This window comes from Erythrobacter sp. A6_0, from assembly GCF_017744235.1.
Lineage (GTDB): Bacteria > Pseudomonadota > Alphaproteobacteria > Sphingomonadales > Sphingomonadaceae > Qipengyuania.
In genome coordinates, this window is record NZ_JAGHQR010000001.1 from 485,744 (window position 1) to 505,882 (window position 20,139).

Genomic DNA, 20,139 nt, shown 5'->3' on the forward strand with positions numbered 1-20,139 from the left:
AGAATGCGCTCAGGCAGCGCGTTTCAGTTCCGCTGCGGTGTCGGGCGCATCGAGGAAGTCGCGCAGCATCGCCACGCTTTCGTCCGCATGGGTCAGCAGGAACAGGTGTCCGCCATCCTCGAACATTTCGAGCCGCGAATGGCGGATCGCAGCGGCGAGAATCTTGCCGTTGACGGGCGGCACGATGCTGTCTTCGCCGCCCATCATGATCAGCACTTCCTTGTCGAGGAAGGGCAGGGCTGGCAGGCTGGTCCAGCCGAGCATGGCGATCAGCTGATAGAGATAACCGCGCGGGCTGGGCGGTTTCAGACGCCCGATATGCTGCGCCTTGCTGCCGGGCCGCTTGGTCATCCCGCCATAGAGCGTCATGAAATGTTCGTTCATGAATTCAGGATCGACGTAACGGCGCGGGTCGATCATCTTCGTGAGCGCGGCGGGCTTGCCCGGCACCATCAGCATTCCCGCCGTGGTAGCGGCAAGCACGACGCGGCGCGTGCGCTTGGGATGCTGGAGCGCGAAATGCTGCGCCATGGCACCGCCCCAGCTGACTCCCATTACGTCCACGACATTCAGTCCGAGCCGGTCGAGCACGTGTGTCGCGGTCCAGCACATCGTGAAGGGATTATAGGGAAGGCTCGGCTCCGGACTGTCGCCGATACCGGGCATGTCGAACATCACGAACGCTCGCTCCGTCAGCTTTTCCGCCAGGGGCGCGACCGCTTCGATATTCGCGCCGATCCCGTTGAAGAACAGGATGGGCGGATGATCCGACGCCTGATCCAGCCGCCAATGCGCCACGCGCAGAGTGCGGCCTCCGGCGTCGATCATTTCGTAGGTGGCGGTGGATGTCTCTTCCGTGGTCTCGGTCAAACGTCGGTCCTTCTCGATATCAGCACGGGTCCATAACGTAGAGACCGGGCGCAGGGTCCAGGGGTTTGTATTTCGTGTTGCCGAGCTTTGTCGGCGCTTTCACCTTAGCGCCGGAGCGCTGTTGCAACCAGTCCATCCAGAACGGCCACCAGCTGCCCGCGACTTCTTCTGTCCCCTTAAGCCACTCATCCGCAGTGGCGGGCAAGGCACCGTCCTGTTTCTGGACGTAATATTTCGCCTTGGGATTGCCGGGCGGATTGAGGATCGCCTGCATATGGCCCGACTGCGAGAGCACGTAGGTCACATCCTTTGAACCGAACAATTGGGTCGAGCGATAGGTCGCTTTCCACGGGGTAATGTGGTCGGTCACGCCGCCGAGGATAAAGAGATCGCTCGTCACCTTCGACAGGTCGATCTTGTGGTCCACCATTTCGACTTCGCCCTTCTTGGTGAAGGCAAGGGTTTCGAAAATGGTCAGGAAGTCGCCCATCAGGCTGGCCGAAAGATTGGTCGCATCCGCATTCCAGAACAGGACATCGAAAGCGGGCGGATCCTGGCCGAGCAGGTAATTGTTGATGACGTAGTTCCAGATCAGGTCGTTGGGCCTCAGCCACGCGAAGCCGCGCGCCAAATCGTCACCCTTGATCACGCCCGCCTTGTCGGCACGGCGCCGGGCGAGAGCTAGGCCGTTGTCACTGATGAGCGAGCCCGCTTCGATATCGTTCTGCTTTGGATGCAGCACACAGACCATCAGAGTGAGCGTGCCGAGCAGGCTTTCGCCATCCTTGGCATCGGCGGCCAGCTTGCTCGCCAGCATCGCGGCGGTCTGTCCGCCCGAACATCCGGCCGAGACGTTGACCTTGTCACTCTTCGTGATCGCCGCGACCGCCTCCATGGCCTCGCGGCAGGAATTCACGTAATCGGCCATGTCCCAGTGGCCCTGATCCTTGCTGGGGTTCTTCCAGCTGATCACGAAGGTCTGGATGCCGTTATCGACCTGGAATTTCACCACCGATTTTTCGGGGCTGAGATCGTTGATATACATCTTGTTGATCTGCGGCGGGATGGTGAGCTGGGGAACCTTGTGAACTTCGTCCGTGGTCGGTGCGTAATGGATCAGCTCCATCATCTCGGTGCGCAGCACGACCGATCCCTTGGACGTGGCGACGTTTTCGCCCAGCTTGAAGGGCTTCTTGTCGACCTGGCTGACCATGCCCTTGTTATGGACCATGTCGTCATAGGCGTTCTTGAGGCCCTTGATCAGGCTCAGCCCGCCGCTGGTGATCGCCATCTTCTGGGCGGACGGATTACCGATCAGCGTGTTGGTGGGCGAAAGGCTGTCGATAATGATGGTCGAAACGAACCGCGCGCGATCCTTTTCCAATTCGTCCAGTTCCAGATCTTCGAGCCAGCCTGCCATGCCTTTCTGCACGGCGAGATAGTACTGCATCCCTGCGCGCATGAACGGGTTGTACTGCCAGGCGGGATCCATGAAGCGCTTGTCGCGGGGGTCGGGAGCGAGTTCGGACTTGCCCGTCATGATCTTGATCATGTCGCCGCCCATCGCCTGCGAATGCTTCATCAATCGTTGAGGGTCGGACGCCGTCTCGCGCAGCAGCACGGCAACCGCGCCGAAGATGTCCTCTCGCGTCAAACCGACCAGCGGGCCCAGAGCGCTGGTGTGCTGAGCGGCTTCGTCTTCCAGTCTCGCCATCGATTTCGGATCCTCTCTTAACTTATGTTTCTTGCCGAACGCCGATCCTAGTCCTGCTGTTCCGCGACCATCTCAATCCTGTGCAGCTCCCCCGGCGGCGATCATGCTGGCGACATCGACGAATTTCTCACGTGGGGCCCCGACGCGGGCAGCGGCGATCTCGGCTTCCTCGATCCGCTGCCAGTCGCGAAAGGTCACGATGTCGAGCTCGCGCTGTTCGGCCAAAGCATCGAACCCCTCGCGGCCCATTTTGCCGCTTCCACCCTCGATATCGGCAGCGATCCTTTCGATGATCGCATAGCCGTCCGGCCGGTTGGTGCCGATCGTGCCGGACGGGCCGCGCCGGGCCCAGCCGACGCAATAGAGAACGGGCAGAATGCGGCCCTCCTCGTTGGCGAAACGGCCCGCGCGCTCGTCGAAGGGAACGCCCGGAATGGGCGAGGTGCGATAGCCGATACAGCTCACGACCAATCCGGCGGGGATATCGTAGGTCTCTCCCGTGCCGACCGCGCGCCCTTCTTCGACCCGCGTTCTTTCGACTGTGACGCCCGACACCTTGCCATCTCCGCTGAAACCGGCCGGACTGGCGAAAAAGTCGAATTCGATCCGCACCCGTTTCGGTGATACTTCGTCGGGCGCGTTTTGCGAATAATCGCGCAGCAGCTGAACCGATTTGCGGCTTCCGGGGTCCAGCGTTTCGTCGGTCTCGACAGGTGGCAGATCGCCCTGCTCGACGATGGGCATTGCGTCCTGCAAGGAACCAAGCTCGCCCAATTCCTTCGGGGTCATCTGGATATCGTGCGGTCCGCGCCGCGACAGGATCACGATCCGTTCGATCGCGCTGTCACGCAGGGCGTCGAGCGCATGGCCCACGATGTCCGATCCGGCGAACTCTTCCTCGGTCTTGGCGAGAATGCGCGCGACGTCGAGCGCGACATTCCCCGCTCCGACCACGACGGCAGTCTTGCAGGAAAGATCGGGGTCGAGGGCGGCGAATTTGGGATGCCCGTTGTACCAGCCGACGAATTCCGCGCTGCCGAAGACATTGTCGAGATCTGCGCCTGCGATCGCGAGTGTCCGATCGTTGGGCGCGCCGGTCGCCAAGACGACCGCGTCGTACAATTCCTGCAACTCTGCGATCGTCACATCGCTTCCGATCGTCACATTGCCGACGAAGCGGACATTGTCGCTGGTCGCCACTTTCTCGTAGCGGCGCGAAACCCCCTTGATCGATTGATGGTCCGGCGCAACGCCTGTTCGGATCAGTCCGAACGGAACCGGAAGGGCGTCGAACACATCGACCCGCACATCGTCGGACCACATCTTCTGCGCCGCTTCCGCGGTGTAATATCCCGCGGGCCCCGATCCGACGATGGCGATATGACGCATGGCAGTCTCCCGCTAACAGTCATGCCCCGCTCCTACAGTTCTGGCAAGCCGACCGAGCGTGCGGCGTCGGCGCGAATTAACCAATGGTTGAGCATTACACACTACGCACAATGCGTGATTCAACCCGGCCTTAGAGCCGGAGCACATGACATTCTCGGAGTACGTCGCATGCCGTTGGGCAAACTGTTTTCGCGTGGACTTCAGGCGCAATCCGACACCGCCAAGCCCGCCGACGAGACGGCTGCCGATCAGCCGGTGCCGGTGGATCGCATCGGGCTGCTCGACACGTTCGAAGCGGCAGGTCTCGGATGGTTTTGGGCGACGGATAGCGAAAATCGGCTTATCTATCTGACCGATACGGCTTTCGAGCGTTATGGCTGGTCGAAGCCCGAACTGATCGGTCGTCCTCTGACCGATCTGTTTTCCCTGGCTGCGGAAGAGGAAAGCGAGCGGACCAACCGCCCGCTGGCCTTCCTGCTCGGCGCGCGCAACACCATCACTTTCCTGCCGGTCCGCGTCGCAGGAAGCGCCGACCCCATGCTTTGGGAGATATCCGGCAAGGCTTCCTTCGATGAAGAGGGCAATTTCCTCGGCTATCGCGGAAGCGCGCGCGACGTGACCGAAAGCCGCGATCGCCAGCGGGATAGCGAACGCATGGCGCAGTATGACGATCTGACCGGCCTCGCCAATCGGCGGCGGATGGACATGATGCTTGGCAACACGCTTGCCAGCTATCGCAATTCCAAACGCTCTTGCGCCTTGCTGATGCTCGATCTGGATCGGTTCAAACCGGTGAACGACACCTATGGCCACCCGGTAGGCGACGAATTGCTGCGACAGGTTGCAGCGCGCATCACGAAAATTATCGGCAGCAAGGGCGAAGTAGGCCGTTTCGGCGGCGATGAATTCCAGGTCATCCTGCCCGACCTGGACGATCGCGGTCAGCTGGGCGAACTGGCCCAGCGATTGATCCAGATGATTTCGCAGCCTTACCCCATCAACGGATCGCGCCTGGTGATCGGCGTGTCGATCGGGGTGGCTGTGGCACCTTACGACGGGTTCGAGGCGGCCGATTTGGTAAAAGCGGCAGATCTCGCGCTTTATGCCGCCAAGGGCGGCGGTCGGGCGCAATATCGCTTTTATTCCGGTGAGATGAAGGAAGGTGCCAAAAGGCGCCGCCAGATCGAGGAAGATTTGCGAAGCGTGCTCGATACCGATCAGCTCGCCATGCACTACCAGCCTATCGTCGATGCCAAGACCGAAGCGGTTGCATGCTTTGAATCGCTGATCCGCTGGCATCATCCCGAGCGTGGCCGAATCTCGCCGGGCGAGTTCATCCCGGTCGCCGAAGATATCGACATGATCAAACCGCTGGGGGAATGGGCACTCGAAGTGGCGTGCCGCGATGCGACCGCATGGCCGAACGATATCGGCGTGGCGGTGAATATCTCGGCCCTTCAATTCGAGTGCGACGATTTTCCTAGCGTCGTAAAGAAGGTGCTGGCCGAAACCGGGCTCGCGCCCTCGCGGCTGGTTCTTGAAATCACCGAATCGGTCTTCCTGGGAGGCTCGGACCGTACGCAGCGTAAGTTTGAGCAGTTAAGGAAGATCGGCGTTCATCTGGCGCTCGACGATTTCGGCACCGGATATTCTTCTCTCAGCTATCTGCGCACTGCGCCGTTCAACAAGATCAAGATCGACCAGAGCTTCGTGCGCGGTTGCACCGAACCGGGCAACAACAATCCTGCGATCATGAGTGCGATCGTCAGTCTTGCGAATGCGCTCGACATGCGGACCGTGGCCGAAGGGGTGGAGACCAAGGACGAGCTGGAGCTGGTCGTCGGCCGCGGCGCCACCCATATTCAGGGTTATATCTACTCGCCGGCCATGCCGCAGGCGGATATTCTCGAACGGGCGGAGAAAGGGGAGCTCACCTTCGAGGCGCAAGGCCCGGCGCGTTATCGTGCCGACCGCCGCACCGTGTTCCGCCGCATCGGCGTAATCCACGAAGACCAGCGATACCGCGCATTCGTACGCAACCTGTCCAAAACCGGCGCCATGATCGAGGGGCTCGAGGACGTTCCGGTCGGCACGCAATTCGTGGTCGATATGGGGGGCGGGCAGTTGACGGTCGCCACCGTGCGGCGATCGCGCGGTCCGATCCAAGGTATCGAGTTCGAAAGCCCGCTGATCGACGATGGAGCCGATGGTCTATGTACGCGCCATCGGGTCTCGCCCTACGAGCTGGAAGCGGTCGGTCGCAGTTTGAGCGCACTCCCGGACGATGCGCTATCGATCCTCTTCCCCCGAAGCGAGGAGCCGGATGCGAAGCGTGCCTTCAGGGAAGTCGAGACGCGCGCCCCGGCCTGATGATGCGATGGCGGTCTCTTGCGCGTTTGCCTGCTGACAGCGCGGGGAGGCGCGGCTAAGGGCGGGGCACGATGACCGACCTTTCCAAAATCCGCAATTTCAGCATCATTGCCCACATCGACCACGGCAAGTCCACGCTCGCCGATCGCTTGATCCAGCATTGCGGGGGGCTGACCGACCGCGAGATGTCCGAGCAGGTGCTCGACAACATGGACATCGAGAAAGAGCGCGGGATCACCATCAAGGCGCAGACCGTGCGCCTCTCCTATACCGCGAAGGATGGCGAGACCTACGAGCTCAACCTTATGGACACGCCCGGCCATGTCGACTTCGCGTATGAAGTCAGCCGCAGCCTCGCCGCGTGCGAGGGCGCGCTGCTGGTGGTCGACGCGGCGCAAGGGGTGGAGGCGCAGACGCTCGCCAATGTCTACCAGTCGATCGAGCACGACCACGAGATCGTCCCCGTCATCAACAAGATCGACCTCCCAGCCGCCGAGCCCCAGAAGGTCGCCGAAGAGATCGAGGAGATCGTCGGCATCCAGGCCACCGGCCCGTGGCAGGAAGGCGGCGCCGTCCTCTCCAGCGCCAAGTCCGGCATCGGGATCGAGGACGTGCTGGAAGCGCTGGTCAAGCGCATCCCCCCGCCCACCGGCGACCGCTCCGCGCCGCTCAAAGCCAGCCTCGTCGACAGCTGGTACGACCCCTATCTCGGCGTCGTCATCCTCGTGCGTGTGATCGACGGCTTCCTGCACAAGGGCCTCAACGTCCGCTTCATGCAGGGCGGCACGCAGCATCTGGTCGACCGGGTCGGCTGTTTCCGCCCCAAGCGCACCGACCTCGACGAGATCGGGCCGGGCGAGATCGGCTTCATCACCGCCCAGATCAAGGAGGTGGAGCAGGCCCGCGTCGGCGATACCATCACCACCGTGAAGGGCGGGGCGAGCGAGGCGCTGCCCGGCTATCGCGAGCCGCAGCCGGTCGTCTTCTGCGGGCTCTTCCCCGTCGACGCCGCCGATTTCGAGAAGCTGCGCGACAGTATCGGCAAACTGCGCCTCAACGATGCGAGCTTCACCTACGAGATGGAAAGCTCCGCCGCGCTGGGCTTCGGCTTTCGCGCGGGCTTCCTCGGCCTGCTGCATCTCGAGATCATTCAGGAGCGCCTCAGCCGCGAATACGATCTCGACCTCATCACCACTGCGCCCTCGGTCGTCTATCGCATCCACCTCGGCCATACGAAGAACGAGGATGCGAAGGTGATCGAGCTGCACAATCCGGCCGATTATCCCGATCCCAGCCGCATCGACATGATCGAGGAGCCGTGGATCAAGGCGGTGATCTACACGCCCGACGAATATCTCGGCCCGATCCTCAAACTGTGCCAGGACCGGCGCGGCATCCAGACCAATCTGACCTATGTCGGCGGGCGCGCACAGGTGAGTTACGAGCTGCCGCTGAACGAAGTGGTGTTCGATTTCTACGACCGGCTGAAATCGATCAGCCGCGGCTATGCCAGCTTCGATTACGAACAGATCGGCCTGCGCGAAGGCGACCTCGTGAAGATGAACATCCTCGTCAACAACGAGCCGGTGGACGCCCTCTCCCTGATCGTCCACCGCAACGTGGCGGAAGAACGCGGGCGCGGCATGTGCGAGCGCCTGAAGGACCTCATCCCGCGCCACCTGTTCAAGATCCCGATCCAGGCCGCGATCGGCGGCAAGGTGATCGCCCGCGAAACCATCGCCGCCCTGCGCAAGGACGTAACCGCCAAGTGCTATGGCGGCGACATCAGCCGCAAGAAGAAGCTGCTGGAAAAGCAGAAGAAGGGCAAGGCGCGGATGCGGGAGTATGGCAATGTGAGCATTCCGCAGGAGGCGTTTATTGCGGCTCTGCGGATGGGGGAGGAGTGAAGTCGCGGGGCTTCCAAGTTTCTCCCAGATTAGGTTCCGCGAAATTCGCTATGATTTCACAACACGCAGAGCGCAGCGCATCGTTGACCGAATCCACTTTCTCACGCGATACTTTCAGTATTCGAATATGTTCGTGCACCATAAGATTTCTTACGAGATATAGTCGCTGAGCCCAGTCTTGAGGCTGAGTGTCCGCGCAAGCCTCTGTAAGCAACCCTAAGCAACACGAGCCTAAGGTTTCGAACCGTTCGTTTATTCGGGCGGGGGATAGGCAGTCCGAGGCCAATATTCCCAATCGGGATCGATCTGAAGTAAGGGAATCCAATTTTTTTTTGGCTGCATATGGTCTTAGCTTTAAGGCGACAAGAGCGTCAACTCCAGCACTGTATATCTTTTCAAAACAAATTTCGAAAGTTTGATAGTATTTAAGAAATCTACCAAGTGAAGAGTTATCGAAATCAGCGTCAATAATAAGACCTGTCAGAATCGGGAGAACGTCAAGTAAATCGGCAGATGGTCGCCGAACATTGAGGTGTTTGTGGTATTCGGGAGACATCCTGAGAGTCTGGGATATGTCTGCAGGAATGACGCGATGTTCAAGCATAATTGCATTGAGTTGTTCAACAGGGATCGACACTTGGGACAAGTTCCAATTTCCAAATATCGCGATTGATAGTCGGTCATCGAATACCTCGTCTGGGTACAATTCTTCGCTACTTTGAGGTGTTGTGGTTCGCTTTCTTGCAAAAAACGAGAGATTTGAAGGCGTTATAAGTTTCTCTAGGGCTACTCGTGCATAACGAAGTGACCAGTCGTCCGCGAAACCTTCCTCACTGCGAAAGGAAGTGATTGGGAGAAGATAGCCGATAGTTTCGTGTGAACCGCTCATGCGAATAGTGGAAGTTTGGGATTCGCCATACTGACGGCTAAAGCAAGGAAACATTTGGTACTTTTTAGGATCGGGTAAATCGGTTTGGGGTAATCCGTGGCAAAGCCCAAATTCTAAACTGCCGTCATGAAGGGCCCAAGATTCATTATCTTCTCGTTTGGTTACGCTCCACGCCGATTGAATGCCCCCTTCCAATTGCCGATCCTAACCGTACATCATTTCGAAATCTTCTTGGCCCTTCAGCCAGCAGCTTGAGAGATCTCCGAAAGCCTCACTTTCAGGATGAAGCAGAGCCCTCAGAGCGAATTGGAAATAAGCACGCTGCGCATCGCCAATTCGTTTTGCTGTTTTGGCAATATTATCTAAGATCAATAACAGTTGCTCCAACGAGCTTGATGGCTCGCCACTGAAATGCATCTTTGCGAGAATATTATTCAAGTCTTGATTTTTGCCAATAATTTGCGTTTTTTGTAACCGCTTTATCTCCGCGCCAAACCCTGACATTGGTTGAGTCCTTGCGAAGATGGAGACAACGTTGCTGCCGAAAGGTCTCGGCAGTCTATCGGGGTCATCATCATCTGGATTGTAATTCCAGTCGCCGCTAAGATCTTGTATCTTGGTGGCCAGCGAATGGTAATTTCTCAAAAGACTTTTCATCTCGTCCGAGCCTTCGTGGTACGAGTAACTATCCAGGAAATCCATTTCCCTTAGTTGGCCTACTAAGGCCTGTTTATCATATGGCATCGCTGATCCGGTAGAATAAGCGTAGAACATGTCGATGACATCGGTATATTTATACCTGCCGGAGCCTCGAGCTCTTTTTTCTTCGACCTCTTTAAGTACCTCTATGCCATCAGGAAGATCGGAATTGTCTATATAATCGAAATAAAGAATTTCAAGTTGATGTCTAAACGACATCGGTGTTTGCCCAGTGTTTAAGGTCAGCATTCTGTAAAGAATGCCCGTTTTCGAGAGCCCAACATAAACTTCCGCGCGAATTGTGTGGCCGTAGAAATCGCTGAGGTTTTCGGACAGAAGGTCTTCATTTTCAGATATTCCGAGAAGCGTGAGCGACCTTTGGAGTCCATCAAGAATCAAAATTTCTTTTTCAGAAATCGCTTTCGAAACGAAATCATCGATCTGACCCCAATCTGTTTTGGGGTCATTTTTTGCGATGATATCGTTTACGAGTTGATCTAAAACAGTTCCATATGCATCCGTTACTGCGAGAATAATGGGCGGCATTATACACCCGTTCAAAAGGTCTTTACGGAGCAAGTCGTAAGTCTTTCCCGCGCTTTTGACCTTCTTTCTCTGATACTCGTTTTTAGCAATTACACTTGGGGCTAATTGAAGATATTCTTCGACGGTCATTTCAACCCCGACGTTGATCCCCATAATTTTTTTGTCGATCAGGTGGGATGAAAAGCGCATTTCGCCTCCTAGGCTGACTGAAGTACCAACAATATCTCATTTTAGGGCACTGACCAGGTTTCCGAGCAAGTTTTCCAAAGCTTTGAATTGTTGTTGTTCAGGAACGTCGGCGCTGCTGCGTCCGATGAGCGACGCTGTCGGGTACACGGCCCGCGTAGTCGAACGGGCTCCGCGCCTTTCGCGCGGACCCGTCGGCCGGGCTGGGCGATGCGCTGGCGCGCAACGAATCCTAGCTTGGCGCTTGCTTGGCAAGCTCTGGCGCTAGTCGCCTTCGCCCAAATCCCTCCAGTGATCCTCGTCCTCGTTCCACCGTTCGAGTTCGTCCTCTACCTGTTCCAGCCCTTCGAGGGTGCCCGCTTCCTTCCAGTCGCTGCTGGTGAGCTGGACGAAGGCGGGGTCGGTGTCGTGGTCGGGCGGACCGTCTTCCTCGGCGCGTTTGCGGCGGGCGGTCTCGGCGAGCATGGTCTGCATCGCCTCGATTTCGGACAGGGTCATGTCCACGGGGTCGAAATGCTCCACGATCGCGGCGTTCATGTCGTCCTTCTCCGCGCGGGAGAGGGCGGGGGTGGTGATGCTTCCTGAGATTGCGCTGCCCGACAATCTCGCCGCAGTCGGGTCGAAATAGCTGGCGGCGAGGCGCTTGCCGTCCTCCCCGCGCATGTTCATCCTGAGGCAGAACATCAGCAGCCGGTCGTTGCGCACGCGGCGAAACCCCTTGAGCTTGCCCGCGACGAAGACGGGGACGAGCTGGCCGTCGATCGCGCGCTCATACGCCACGTCCTTCAGCCGCTGCACGCCGAGGTCGAGCGCGGCCTCCCACGCGCGGCGAAACCCTTCCGAGCCGGGCTGGCGGCGCAACCAGTAGGCGCCGTTCGTGCTCATATTGACGTGGCGGCAGGCGCGGCTGACGCTGCCGGTGTCGGCCAGCGCTCCGATAAAGGCGCGCTGGCGCTCGGGCGTCCAGCCGTCGTGGCGCTGCGCTTTGCGGGGCACCGGCTCGAACGCGGGAAGATCCTCCGGCGCGACGGGGATGCGGATTTCGGTGGGGTCCTTGCGGCGGGTCATGAAAGCTCTCCTGTCGGGTCCGCCCGGAAAAGGGGCGAACCGGACAGGGTGGAGCAAAAAACCGCCGTGTAGGAAAATGAATAGACGGACCGCAGGTCCGCAAGGCCGGAAGCGTAGTCGAAGACGCAGCTGGCCAACGGCCACCTGCAAGGCCGCCGCGCCTTATGGCGCGAAAGCCTAAGGGCCCGGAGGGGCCCGCCGGCGCTTGAGGCTGAACGAAATTACGGTCTCGTCTGGCCGTCGCCGTGGACGAGGTATTTGAAGCTGCAAAGCTGTTCGAGGCCGACCGGCCCGCGCGCGTGCATCTTGCCGGTGGCGATGCCGATTTCCGCACCCATGCCGAATTCGCCGCCATCGGCAAACTGAGTGCTGGCGTTCCGCATCACGATCGCGCTGTCGATGGCGGTCATGAAACGGCGGGCGGCGTCATCGTCCTCGGTCATGATCGCGTCGGTGTGGTGGCTGGAATGCTCGTCCACCCAGGCGATCGCTTCGTCGAGCCCGTCGACGACCTTCACGGACGCGATGGTGTCGAGATATTCGGTGTTCCAGTCCGCGTCTTCGGCAGGCTTGATCGAGTTGTCGATCGCGACCGCTTCCTGGTCACCGCGCAGCTCGCAATCGGAGCCCATGATGGCGGTGAGGCGGGGGACGAAGTCGTTCGCCACCGCACGGTCGACCACGATGCTCTCGGTCGCCCCGCACACGCCGGTGCGGCGCAGCTTGGCATTGCGGATGACTTCGGCCGCCTTGTCGAGATCGGCGGCCTCGTGGACGTAGCTGTGGCAATTGCCGTCGAGGTGGAGAAGGGTGGGGACGCTCGCCTGGTCGCGCACCAGTTCGACGAGACCACGCCCACCGCGCGGGATCACGAGATCGACGAACTCATCCGCCTTCAGCAGCGCAGCGACGGCGGCGCGGTCGGTCGTGCCGACGGTCTGGACGGCATCTTCGGGAAGGCCCGCGGCCGCCAGCCCCTTGCGCATGCAATCCACGATCACCTTGGTCGAATGGCGGCTTTCGCTCCCGCCGCGCAGGATCACCGCATTGCCGCTCTTGAGGCACAGCGCGCTGGCATCCGCGCCGACATTGGGGCGCGATTCGTAGATCATGCCGATCACGCCGATCGGAACCGCGACGCGCTCGATCTTGAGGCCGTTGGGACGGTCCATGGTGGCGAGCTGGCGATTGACCGGGTCGGGCAGCTCGGCGATTTCTTCGAGCGCGCTGGCCATCCCTTCGATCCGGTCTTCGTCGAGCCGCAGGCGGTCCACGAAGCTGTCGGGCTTTTTGCCGGCGACGCTTTCGACATCCTTGTCGTTCGCGGCGATCAGATCGGCCATATTCGCCCGCAACGCCTTCGCGGCCTCGCGAAGGGCGGTGTTCTTCGCTTCGGTGGAGGCGGAAAGCAGGCCCTTGGCCGCGGCGCGCGCCTTGCTGCCGAGCTCGTGGATGTGGATTTGCGGATCGAATGTCTGGTCGTTCATGAGTACCTCGTAATGTCTGTCATACCGACGCCTCGCGGGCGCGCGTGTTCCGAAAATCGGTTCAGCGCAGCTCGACCGCGCGGTTGTAGGCGGATGTGAGCGTGGCATCGAGCTTGTCGGAAAGGCCGCCATCGCCGTTCAGCGCATCGAGCCCGGCGGCGGTGGTGCCGCCCTTGCTCGTGACCGAATTGCGCAGCTCCTCAAGGGGGGTGTCCGGATTGGCGAGCGCCATGGCGATCGTGCCTTCCATCGTCCCCAGCACGAGCGCGCGAGCCTGATCGGGATCGAAGCCGAGCTTTTCCGCAGCCGCGACATAGCTGCGGGCGATTTCGAAGACATAGCCAGGACCGGACCCTGCGACGGCGGTGGCGCGGTCAAGCATGTCTTCGTTTTCGACCGCGACGGCGGTGCCGGTGCGGCGCATCATCTCCATCGCATGATCGGCCTGCGCATCGGACACGTCCGGCCCTGCGAGCACGCCGCTGGTTCCCTTGCCCACCGCAGCGGGCAGGTTCGGCATGACGCGAACGACGGGCGCGCCGTCCATGGCCTTCGCCAGGCGAGCCGCGCTCGCCCCGGCGGCGATGGACAGCACGTAGCCGCCCTCTGCCAGGTTAGCTGCATAGTCCGGCAGCACGTCATCGATCATTTGCGGTTTGATTGCGACAATGATCGTATCGAAGCGTTCTTCGGCAATTTCCGAACGATCCCTGACGAGGCGAACCCCTTCAGGCGCGGTTTCAAGCATAGGATCGACAATGGTAAATTCTTCGCCACCCGACATCCAGTGTTCGAGCAAGGCTCCGCCCATCTTTCCGCAGCCAATGAGTAGTATTTTTCTAGAGATAACAAAATCTCCCTGTATAAATAAATAGTCTTTGTTTTTGGTTGAGGTCCGTTCTCATAAAGCACCGCTCGGCGCGATCGGTTACGGCCCTCGGAAAATAATCCGGTAAATCCGGTTGTGCGCTGCACCATTCCTACCTAGGTATCTTCACAGATATTTCAAATGATATAGCAGACATACCAGACAATACGAGAGATTGCCCGTGACAGATTCCCTCGCACCCCAGTTCGAACCTTCCGCCAGCGCCAATGGCAGCGACGCGTCCGACGGCGCTGAAAAGAGCACCATCGTCGTCAAGATCGGCTCCACCCTGATCGCCAATTCGGACCTTCTGACGCCGCGCTTCGGGTTTTTGCAGCGATTGATGGAGGATATCTATCGGCTGCGCCAGCGGGGGCACAAGGTCATCCTGTGCAGTTCGGGAGCTGTTGCCTTGGGGCTCAAGATGGTGGGCGAAACGCCGGAAAATGCGGGCGTCAGCGACAAGCAGGCCGCCGCCGCCTGCGGTATGCCCCTGCTGCTCAACGTCTATAAGCAGCTCGGCCACGAATATGGGATGGATATTGCGCAGGTCCTGCTGACGCTGGGCGATTTCGAAGACCATCGCCGCTTCCTCAACACGCGCAACACCGTGTTCCGCCTGCTCGAAGCGGATGTGATCCCGATCGTGAACGAGAACGATTCGATCACCACCGAGGAAATCCGCGTGGGCGATAACGACCGGCTGGCCGCCAAGGTCGCGCAGATGGTGGATGCCAAGGATTTCATCATCCTCACCGAAGTCGACGGCCTGTACGATCGCCATCCGGACGAAGACGGGGCGCAGCTGATCGAGGAAGTCGACGACGTCTCGGAATACATGGCCGCCACCACCGGCAAGAGCACGCTGGGCACTGGGGGCATGACCACCAAGCTTATGGCCGCCAATATGGCGCAGGAAGCGGGCTGTTCCACCTATATCGCGCACGGCGAAGCCGAGCGTCCGCTGTCGAGCGTGATCGATGGGGAGCGCACCTGCACTCACTTCCCGCCGCATGAAGCGCGCGCTTCTGGGTGGGAGCGCTGGATCGCCAACCGGCTCCAGATGGCGGGCAGCCTCGGCATCTCCGACGATCTGGCCGACTCTCTCAAGTCGGGCGAGCGGCCGATCCGGCGCGAGGATATCCGTTCGATCGATGGCGATTTCCAGCGTGGCGACGTGCTCCATATTTATGACGAGAACGGCACCGAGCGCGCGCGCGGACTGTGCGATTTCACCTCCGAGGAATTGCGCGTTCTGGCGGTGAACCCGCATCTCGATGCCGAACAATTGCTGGGCTATCGCACCAAGGGCGAAGTGATCCGGGCCAAGAACCTCGTGCTTCTGGAAGGACGCCATCTGCTGTGGGATGCGCCGACGCCGACCGAAGCTTCGGCCACCTGAAGCTTCGGTGCGGACACCGGCGGCGATTTCCCGTCTTGCGATCCGATCCTTCACTTGGCGTTCACGGCCGCGCTGGCTATAGGCCTCGGCCATGACCAGCTATTCCAACGCACCGGGCCGCCGCCGCAATCCTTCGATCCTTCTCGGCGCGGCTGTCGCCTCCACGCTCGTCCTTTCGGGTTGCGCGGGGAGTGGGGGCGAACCGGCGGATACCGCCTATGTCGCTCGCGATGTGGAATCGCTTTATGTCGAAGCGCGCGATCGCCTCAATCGCGGCAATGCGCCGATGGCTGCCGCGCTCTTCGACGAGGTGGAGCGCCAGCATCCTTATTCCCCCTGGGCCCGCCGCGCCCAATTGATGAGCGCCTTCAGCTATTACGTTGCCGCCGATTACAACAAGGCGATCCAGAGCGCGCAGCGCTTCCTCTCGATCCATCCGGGTAACAAGGATGCGCCCTACGCCTATTACCTGATCGCGCTCAGCTATTACGAGCAGATCAGCGACGTGCAGCGCGACCAGAAGATCACCGAGCAGGCGCGCACGGCGCTTCGCGAAGTGGACCGCCGCTTCCCGGCGACCGAATACGCAACCGACGCGCGCCTGAAGCTGGACCTCGTCGAGGATCACCTCGCGGGCAAGGAAATGGAGATCGGCCGCTATTACCAGAACAGCGGCAAGTGGATCGCGGCGCAGATCCGCTTCCAGAACGTGGTCGATAATTTCCAGACCACCAGCCATGCGCCCGAAGCTCTCTATCGCTTGGTCGAAAGCAGCCTGGCGCTGGGTATTCCCACCGAAGCGAAGAAATATGCCGCCGTCCTCGGCGCGAATTATCCGGGCAATGAATGGTACGAGCGGGCCTACGATCTGGTGCAGGACAAGGCCCCCGGCCTCGCCGCCGCGAGCTGAGCGGAGCACGACCTCGAAATTACTGCGGCTAATATTGCATCGGATACGCTGACACGGGGCAAAGCCTGCGCTAGACGGATTTGGCGATGCTGACCCGTTTATCCATACGCAATATCGTGCTGATCGAAGCGCTCGATCTCGATTTCGGGCGCGGGCTGGGCGTGCTCACCGGAGAGACCGGGGCGGGCAAGTCGATCCTGCTCGACGCCTTGGGTCTGGTGCTCGGCAACCGTGCGGAAACCGCGCTGGTGCGCGCCGGGGCGGACAAGGCCAGCGTCACCGCCAGCTTCGAATTCGCCACCCTGCCGGCTCCGCTCGCCGAAGCGCTCGACGATGCAGGCGTGGAACTGGAAGCGGGCGAAGCTCTGGTGATCCGCCGCCAGGTGAAGGCCGATGGGGGCAGCAAGGCCTGGGTCAACGATCAGCCGGTGGGCGTGGCGCTGCTGCGCGACCTCGCCGGATCGCTGGTCGAACTGCACGGCCAGCACGACGATCGCGGCCTCGTCAATCCGCGTGGGCATCGCGCTCTGCTCGATCGGTTCGCGGGCGCGGATACGGCCGCGGTGGCAAAGGCCTGGGCCGACTGGCGCACAGCTCAGGCCCGGCTGGACGAGGCTCGCGACGCGCTCGAACAGTCGCGCGCCGATCAGGATTTGCTTCTCGCGCATCTTTCCGAACTCACGGCCATCGAACCGCAGGCGGGCGAGGAAGCGCGCCTCGCCGAAACGCGCGCTTCGATGCAGAAGGGCGAGAAGCTGTCCGGCGATCTGGAAGAATTGCGCCACATCTGGGAAGGGTCGGATTCGCCGCTCGCTTCGCTGCGCGTGGCGGCGCGACGGCTCGACCGGATTGCGCCCGAACATCCGATGCTCGCCGAAGCGCTTGACGCGCTCGATCGCGCAGTGATCGAAGCGGGCGAGGCGGAGGAAAAACTGCGCGCCGCTGCCGAGGTTCTGGAACACGATCCCGTCGCTCTCGACGCGGCGGAGCGGCGGCTTTTCGAACTGAGAGCCATCGCCCGCAAGCACCGCTGCGAGGTCGACGAGCTGCCCACCGTAATGCGCGACATGCGCGCCCGGCTCGACGCGATCGAAGGCGGGGAGGCCGAGCTCGACGCGCTGGAGGATGCGGCGGGCAAGGCCGAAGCGCGCTATCGCGACGTTGCAACCGCGCTGCATCGGCAACGCACACAGTCTGCGGAGCGGTTGGACGCGGCGGTCGCGGGGGAGCTTGCGCCGCTGAAGCTCGACGCGGCCCGTTTCCAGACGTCGGTCGAAGAACTGTCCGAGGATCGCTGGACCGCAGCGGGAATGGATGCGGTCGAATTCCTTATCGCCACCAATCCCGGCGCGCCCTTCGCCCCGCTCAACAAGATCGCCAGCGGCGGCGAATTGTCGCGTTTCATTCTGGCGCTGAAAGTGGCGCTCGCCGAGAAAGGCGGCGCGGCGACGGTGATTTTCGACGAGATCGATCGCGGTGTCGGCGGCGCAGTGGCGAGCGCGATCGGCGAACGTCTGGCGCGCCTCGCCGATAACGGCCAATTGCTCGCCGTCACGCACAGCCCCCAAGTCGCGGCGCGTGGGCGCACGCATTACATGATCGCGAAATCGTCGGAGGGCACGGTGACGCGGACCGGCGTGGTCCTGCTCGACGCGGCAGGCCGCCAGGAAGAAATCGCCCGGATGCTCAGCGGCGCGGAAGTAACGCCTGAAGCAAGAGCGCAGGCGGATCGGTTGCTGGAGGGGGTGTGAGCGAGTTGTCCGAAGCCGACGCCGCCAATGAATTGATGCGGCTCGCAAAGCAGATCGCGCATCACGACCGGCTCTATCACGCCGAGGATGCGCCCGAGATTACCGATCAGGAATACGACGCGCTGGTCCGCCGCAATGCGGAGCTGGAGGCGGCGTTTCCGCATCTGGTGCGCGCGGATTCGCCGAGCCGGAAGGTCGGGCACAGCGCCGCTGCTTCGCCTCTGAGCAAGGTGACGCACAGCGTCCGGATGATGAGCCTCGACAATGGGTTTTCCGGCGAGGAGGTCGGCGAGTGGCTGGCGCGGGTCCGGCGTTTCCTGTCGCTGGGCGAGGGCGAGCCGATCGCGGTCACAGCGGAGGACAAGATCGACGGTCTGTCCTGTTCGCTGCGTTACGAGAAGGGCGTGCTGGTGCAGGCCGCCACGCGGGGCGACGGGCAGGTCGGTGAGGACGTTACGCCGAACGTCCGACATATTCCCGACATCCCCGAAAATCTGACCGGCGACGTGCCCGAAATCTTCGAAGTGCGCGGCGAAGTTTACATGGCGAAACAGGACTTTACCGCGCTCAATGCTGCGCAGCATGAGGCGGGGCAGAAGCTGTTCGCCAACCCCCGCAACGCCGCCGCCGGATCGCTGCGGCAGAAAGATGCGAGCGTCACCGCGTCGCGCCCGCTCAAATTCTGGGCGCATGGCTGGGGCGCCGCATCCGAGGTTCCGGGCGAGACGCAGGAAGAGGTGGTGCGCGCGATCGAGAGCTGGGGCTTCCCGGTCTCGCCCCATTTCGTGCGGCTGGACGGAGAAGGGGGTCTCGACGCGCTGCTCGCCCATTACGAGACGATCGGCACCGCGCGGCCCGACATGCCCTATGAAATCGACGGCGTGGTCTACAAGGTGGACCGGCTGGACTGGCAGGCGCGGCTGGGCTCGGTCGGCAAGGCGCCACGCTGGGCGCTTGCGCATAAATTTCCCGCCGAACGGGCCGAAACCACGCTGGAGAGCATCGACATTCAGGTCGGGCGCACGGGAAAGCTGACGCCCGTAGGAAGGCTCGCGCCCGTGCTGGTGGGCGGTGTGACCGTCACCAACGTCACGCTCCACAATCGCGACGAGATCGCGCGCCTCGGCGTCAGGCCGGGCGACCGGGTGGTGGTGCAGCGGGCAGGCGATGTTATCCCGCAGCTGGTCGAAAACCTGACGCCCGATGCTGAGCGCGAACCCTATGTCTTCCCCGATGAATGCCCCGAATGCGGCAGCGAAGCCGTCGCGGAAGAGGGTGAGGTCGATGTCCGCTGCACCGGCGGCCTCATCTGCCCGGCGCAGCGCACCGAGAGGCTGAAGCATTTCGTCAGCCGCGGCGCGCTCGATATCGACGGGCTGGGCGAGAAGACCATCGACCAGTTCTTTGCGCTGGGCTGGCTGGAGAGCCCGGCCGATATCTTTCGCCTGAAGGATCGGCGCGCGGATATCCTCGCGCTGGATGGCTGGAAGGAGAAGTCGGTCGACAACCTCCTCGCCAGTATCGAGGCGCGGCGCGAGCCCGATGCGGCGCGGCTGCTGTTCGGGCTCGGCATCCGCCATGTCGGCACCGTGACGGCGCGCGACCTGCTCAAATATTTCCACACGCTGCCCGCCTTACGCGAGGTGGCGGAACGGGCCCGGAGCGGTGACGAAGAGGCCATCGCAGAATTGACCTCCATCGATGGGATCGGCAGCGCCGTAGTCGAGGCGCTGGGCGATTTCTTCCACGAAGAGCATAATCGCGCGGTGTGGGACGATATCCTGCGCCAGGTTTCTCCTCCGCGCTTCGAGGTGGAAACGAAAGACAGCGCGGTCGCGGGCAAAACCGTGGTCTTCACCGGCAAGCTCGAAACCATGAGCCGTGACGAAGCCAAGGCGCAGGCCGAGCGTCTGGGTGCCAAGGCCAGCGGGTCGGTCAGCGCCAAGACCGACCTGCTCGTCGCCGGACCGGGTGCGGGATCGAAGATGAAGAAGGCCGCCGAATTGGGCATCGAAGTGATCGACGAGGCCGGATGGGCCGCAATCGTCGCGGCGGCGGGATAGACTTTTCGGAAACAAGCGCG

The 20,139-nt window shown here is 61.3% G+C and carries 14 protein-coding genes; 6 read left to right on the plus strand and 8 right to left on the minus strand.

Going from position 1 to position 20,139, the window contains the following annotated elements:
* Positions 1-9 precede the first annotated feature (9 nt).
* The 3 genes from J7347_RS02495 to J7347_RS02505 all read right to left on the minus strand — a co-directional run bounded on the left by J7347_RS02495 (position 10) and on the right by J7347_RS02505 (position 3,973).
* A complete protein-coding gene (locus J7347_RS02495; RefSeq protein ID WP_245173768.1) occupies positions 10-870 on the minus strand; it encodes an alpha/beta fold hydrolase in 861 nt (286 codons plus the stop codon).
* 19 nt (positions 871-889) lie between these two features.
* On the minus strand, positions 890-2,584 hold the full coding sequence (locus tag J7347_RS02500; RefSeq protein WP_209160698.1) for an alpha/beta fold hydrolase: 1,695 nt from the start codon (positions 2,582-2,584) through the stop codon (positions 890-892).
* A 72-nt stretch (positions 2,585-2,656) separates the two neighbouring features.
* Positions 2,657-3,973, minus strand: a complete 1,317-nt coding sequence (locus tag J7347_RS02505) for an FAD-dependent oxidoreductase (RefSeq protein WP_209160699.1) — start codon at positions 3,971-3,973, stop codon at positions 2,657-2,659.
* A gap of 168 nt (positions 3,974-4,141) precedes the next feature.
* Here J7347_RS02505 and J7347_RS02510 point away from each other — a divergent pair, with 168 nt between their 5' ends.
* Both J7347_RS02510 and lepA read left to right on the plus strand, forming a co-directional pair.
* Positions 4,142-6,343: an EAL domain-containing protein gene (locus J7347_RS02510; RefSeq protein WP_209160700.1), complete on the plus strand. Its 2,202-nt coding sequence runs from the start codon at positions 4,142-4,144 to the stop codon at positions 6,341-6,343.
* A 71-nt stretch (positions 6,344-6,414) separates the two neighbouring features.
* Positions 6,415-8,250 carry a translation elongation factor 4 gene (lepA, locus tag J7347_RS02515; RefSeq protein WP_209160701.1) on the plus strand — a complete coding sequence of 612 codons (1,836 nt, stop codon included), beginning with the start codon at positions 6,415-6,417 and terminating at the stop codon, positions 8,248-8,250.
* On the opposite strand, the gene J7347_RS02520 is transcribed toward lepA, so the two are convergent.
* The 5 genes from J7347_RS02520 to J7347_RS13460 all read right to left on the minus strand — a co-directional run bounded on the left by J7347_RS02520 (position 8,219) and on the right by J7347_RS13460 (position 13,990).
* Complete coding sequence (locus tag J7347_RS02520) at positions 8,219-9,334, minus strand: hypothetical protein (protein WP_209160702.1); 1,116 nt, start codon at positions 9,332-9,334, stop codon at positions 8,219-8,221. The genes lepA and J7347_RS02520 overlap by 32 nt on opposite strands.
* A 9-nt stretch (positions 9,335-9,343) precedes the next feature.
* Positions 9,344-10,573 (minus strand): hypothetical protein, encoded by a 1,230-nt coding sequence (locus tag J7347_RS02525; RefSeq protein ID WP_209160703.1) that lies wholly within the window; start codon positions 10,571-10,573, stop codon positions 9,344-9,346.
* 261 nt (positions 10,574-10,834) lie between these two features.
* Positions 10,835-11,638 (minus strand): hypothetical protein, encoded by an 804-nt coding sequence (locus J7347_RS13235; protein ID WP_245173769.1) that lies wholly within the window; start codon positions 11,636-11,638, stop codon positions 10,835-10,837.
* Positions 11,639-11,859: 221 nt separating this feature from the next.
* Positions 11,860-13,125: a glutamate-5-semialdehyde dehydrogenase gene (locus tag J7347_RS02535; RefSeq protein ID WP_209160704.1), complete on the minus strand. Its 1,266-nt coding sequence runs from the start codon at positions 13,123-13,125 to the stop codon at positions 11,860-11,862.
* Positions 13,126-13,186: 61 nt separating this feature from the next.
* Positions 13,187-13,990: a pyrroline-5-carboxylate reductase gene (locus J7347_RS13460; RefSeq protein ID WP_348521571.1), complete on the minus strand. Its 804-nt coding sequence runs from the start codon at positions 13,988-13,990 to the stop codon at positions 13,187-13,189.
* 184 nt (positions 13,991-14,174) lie between these two features.
* Between J7347_RS13460 and proB the strand changes: the two genes are divergently transcribed.
* The 4 genes from proB (at position 14,175) to ligA (ending at position 20,119) form a co-directional block, all read left to right on the plus strand.
* Positions 14,175-15,395, plus strand: a complete 1,221-nt coding sequence (proB, locus tag J7347_RS02545) for a glutamate 5-kinase (protein WP_082851276.1) — start codon at positions 14,175-14,177, stop codon at positions 15,393-15,395.
* 91 nt (positions 15,396-15,486) lie between these two features.
* Entirely contained in the window at positions 15,487-16,305 is an 819-nt protein-coding gene (locus tag J7347_RS02550) for an outer membrane protein assembly factor BamD (protein ID WP_209160705.1), read from the plus strand.
* 86 nt (positions 16,306-16,391) lie between these two features.
* The gene (recN, locus tag J7347_RS02555; RefSeq protein ID WP_209160706.1) at positions 16,392-18,056 is read left to right on the plus strand and encodes a DNA repair protein RecN; all 1,665 of its coding nucleotides are present in this window, start codon (positions 16,392-16,394) and stop codon (positions 18,054-18,056) included.
* On the plus strand, positions 18,053-20,119 hold the full coding sequence (ligA, locus tag J7347_RS02560; protein ID WP_348521539.1) for an NAD-dependent DNA ligase LigA: 2,067 nt from the start codon (positions 18,053-18,055) through the stop codon (positions 20,117-20,119). The genes recN and ligA overlap by 4 nt, the downstream gene beginning before the upstream one ends.
* Positions 20,120-20,139: the final 20 nt, after the last annotated feature.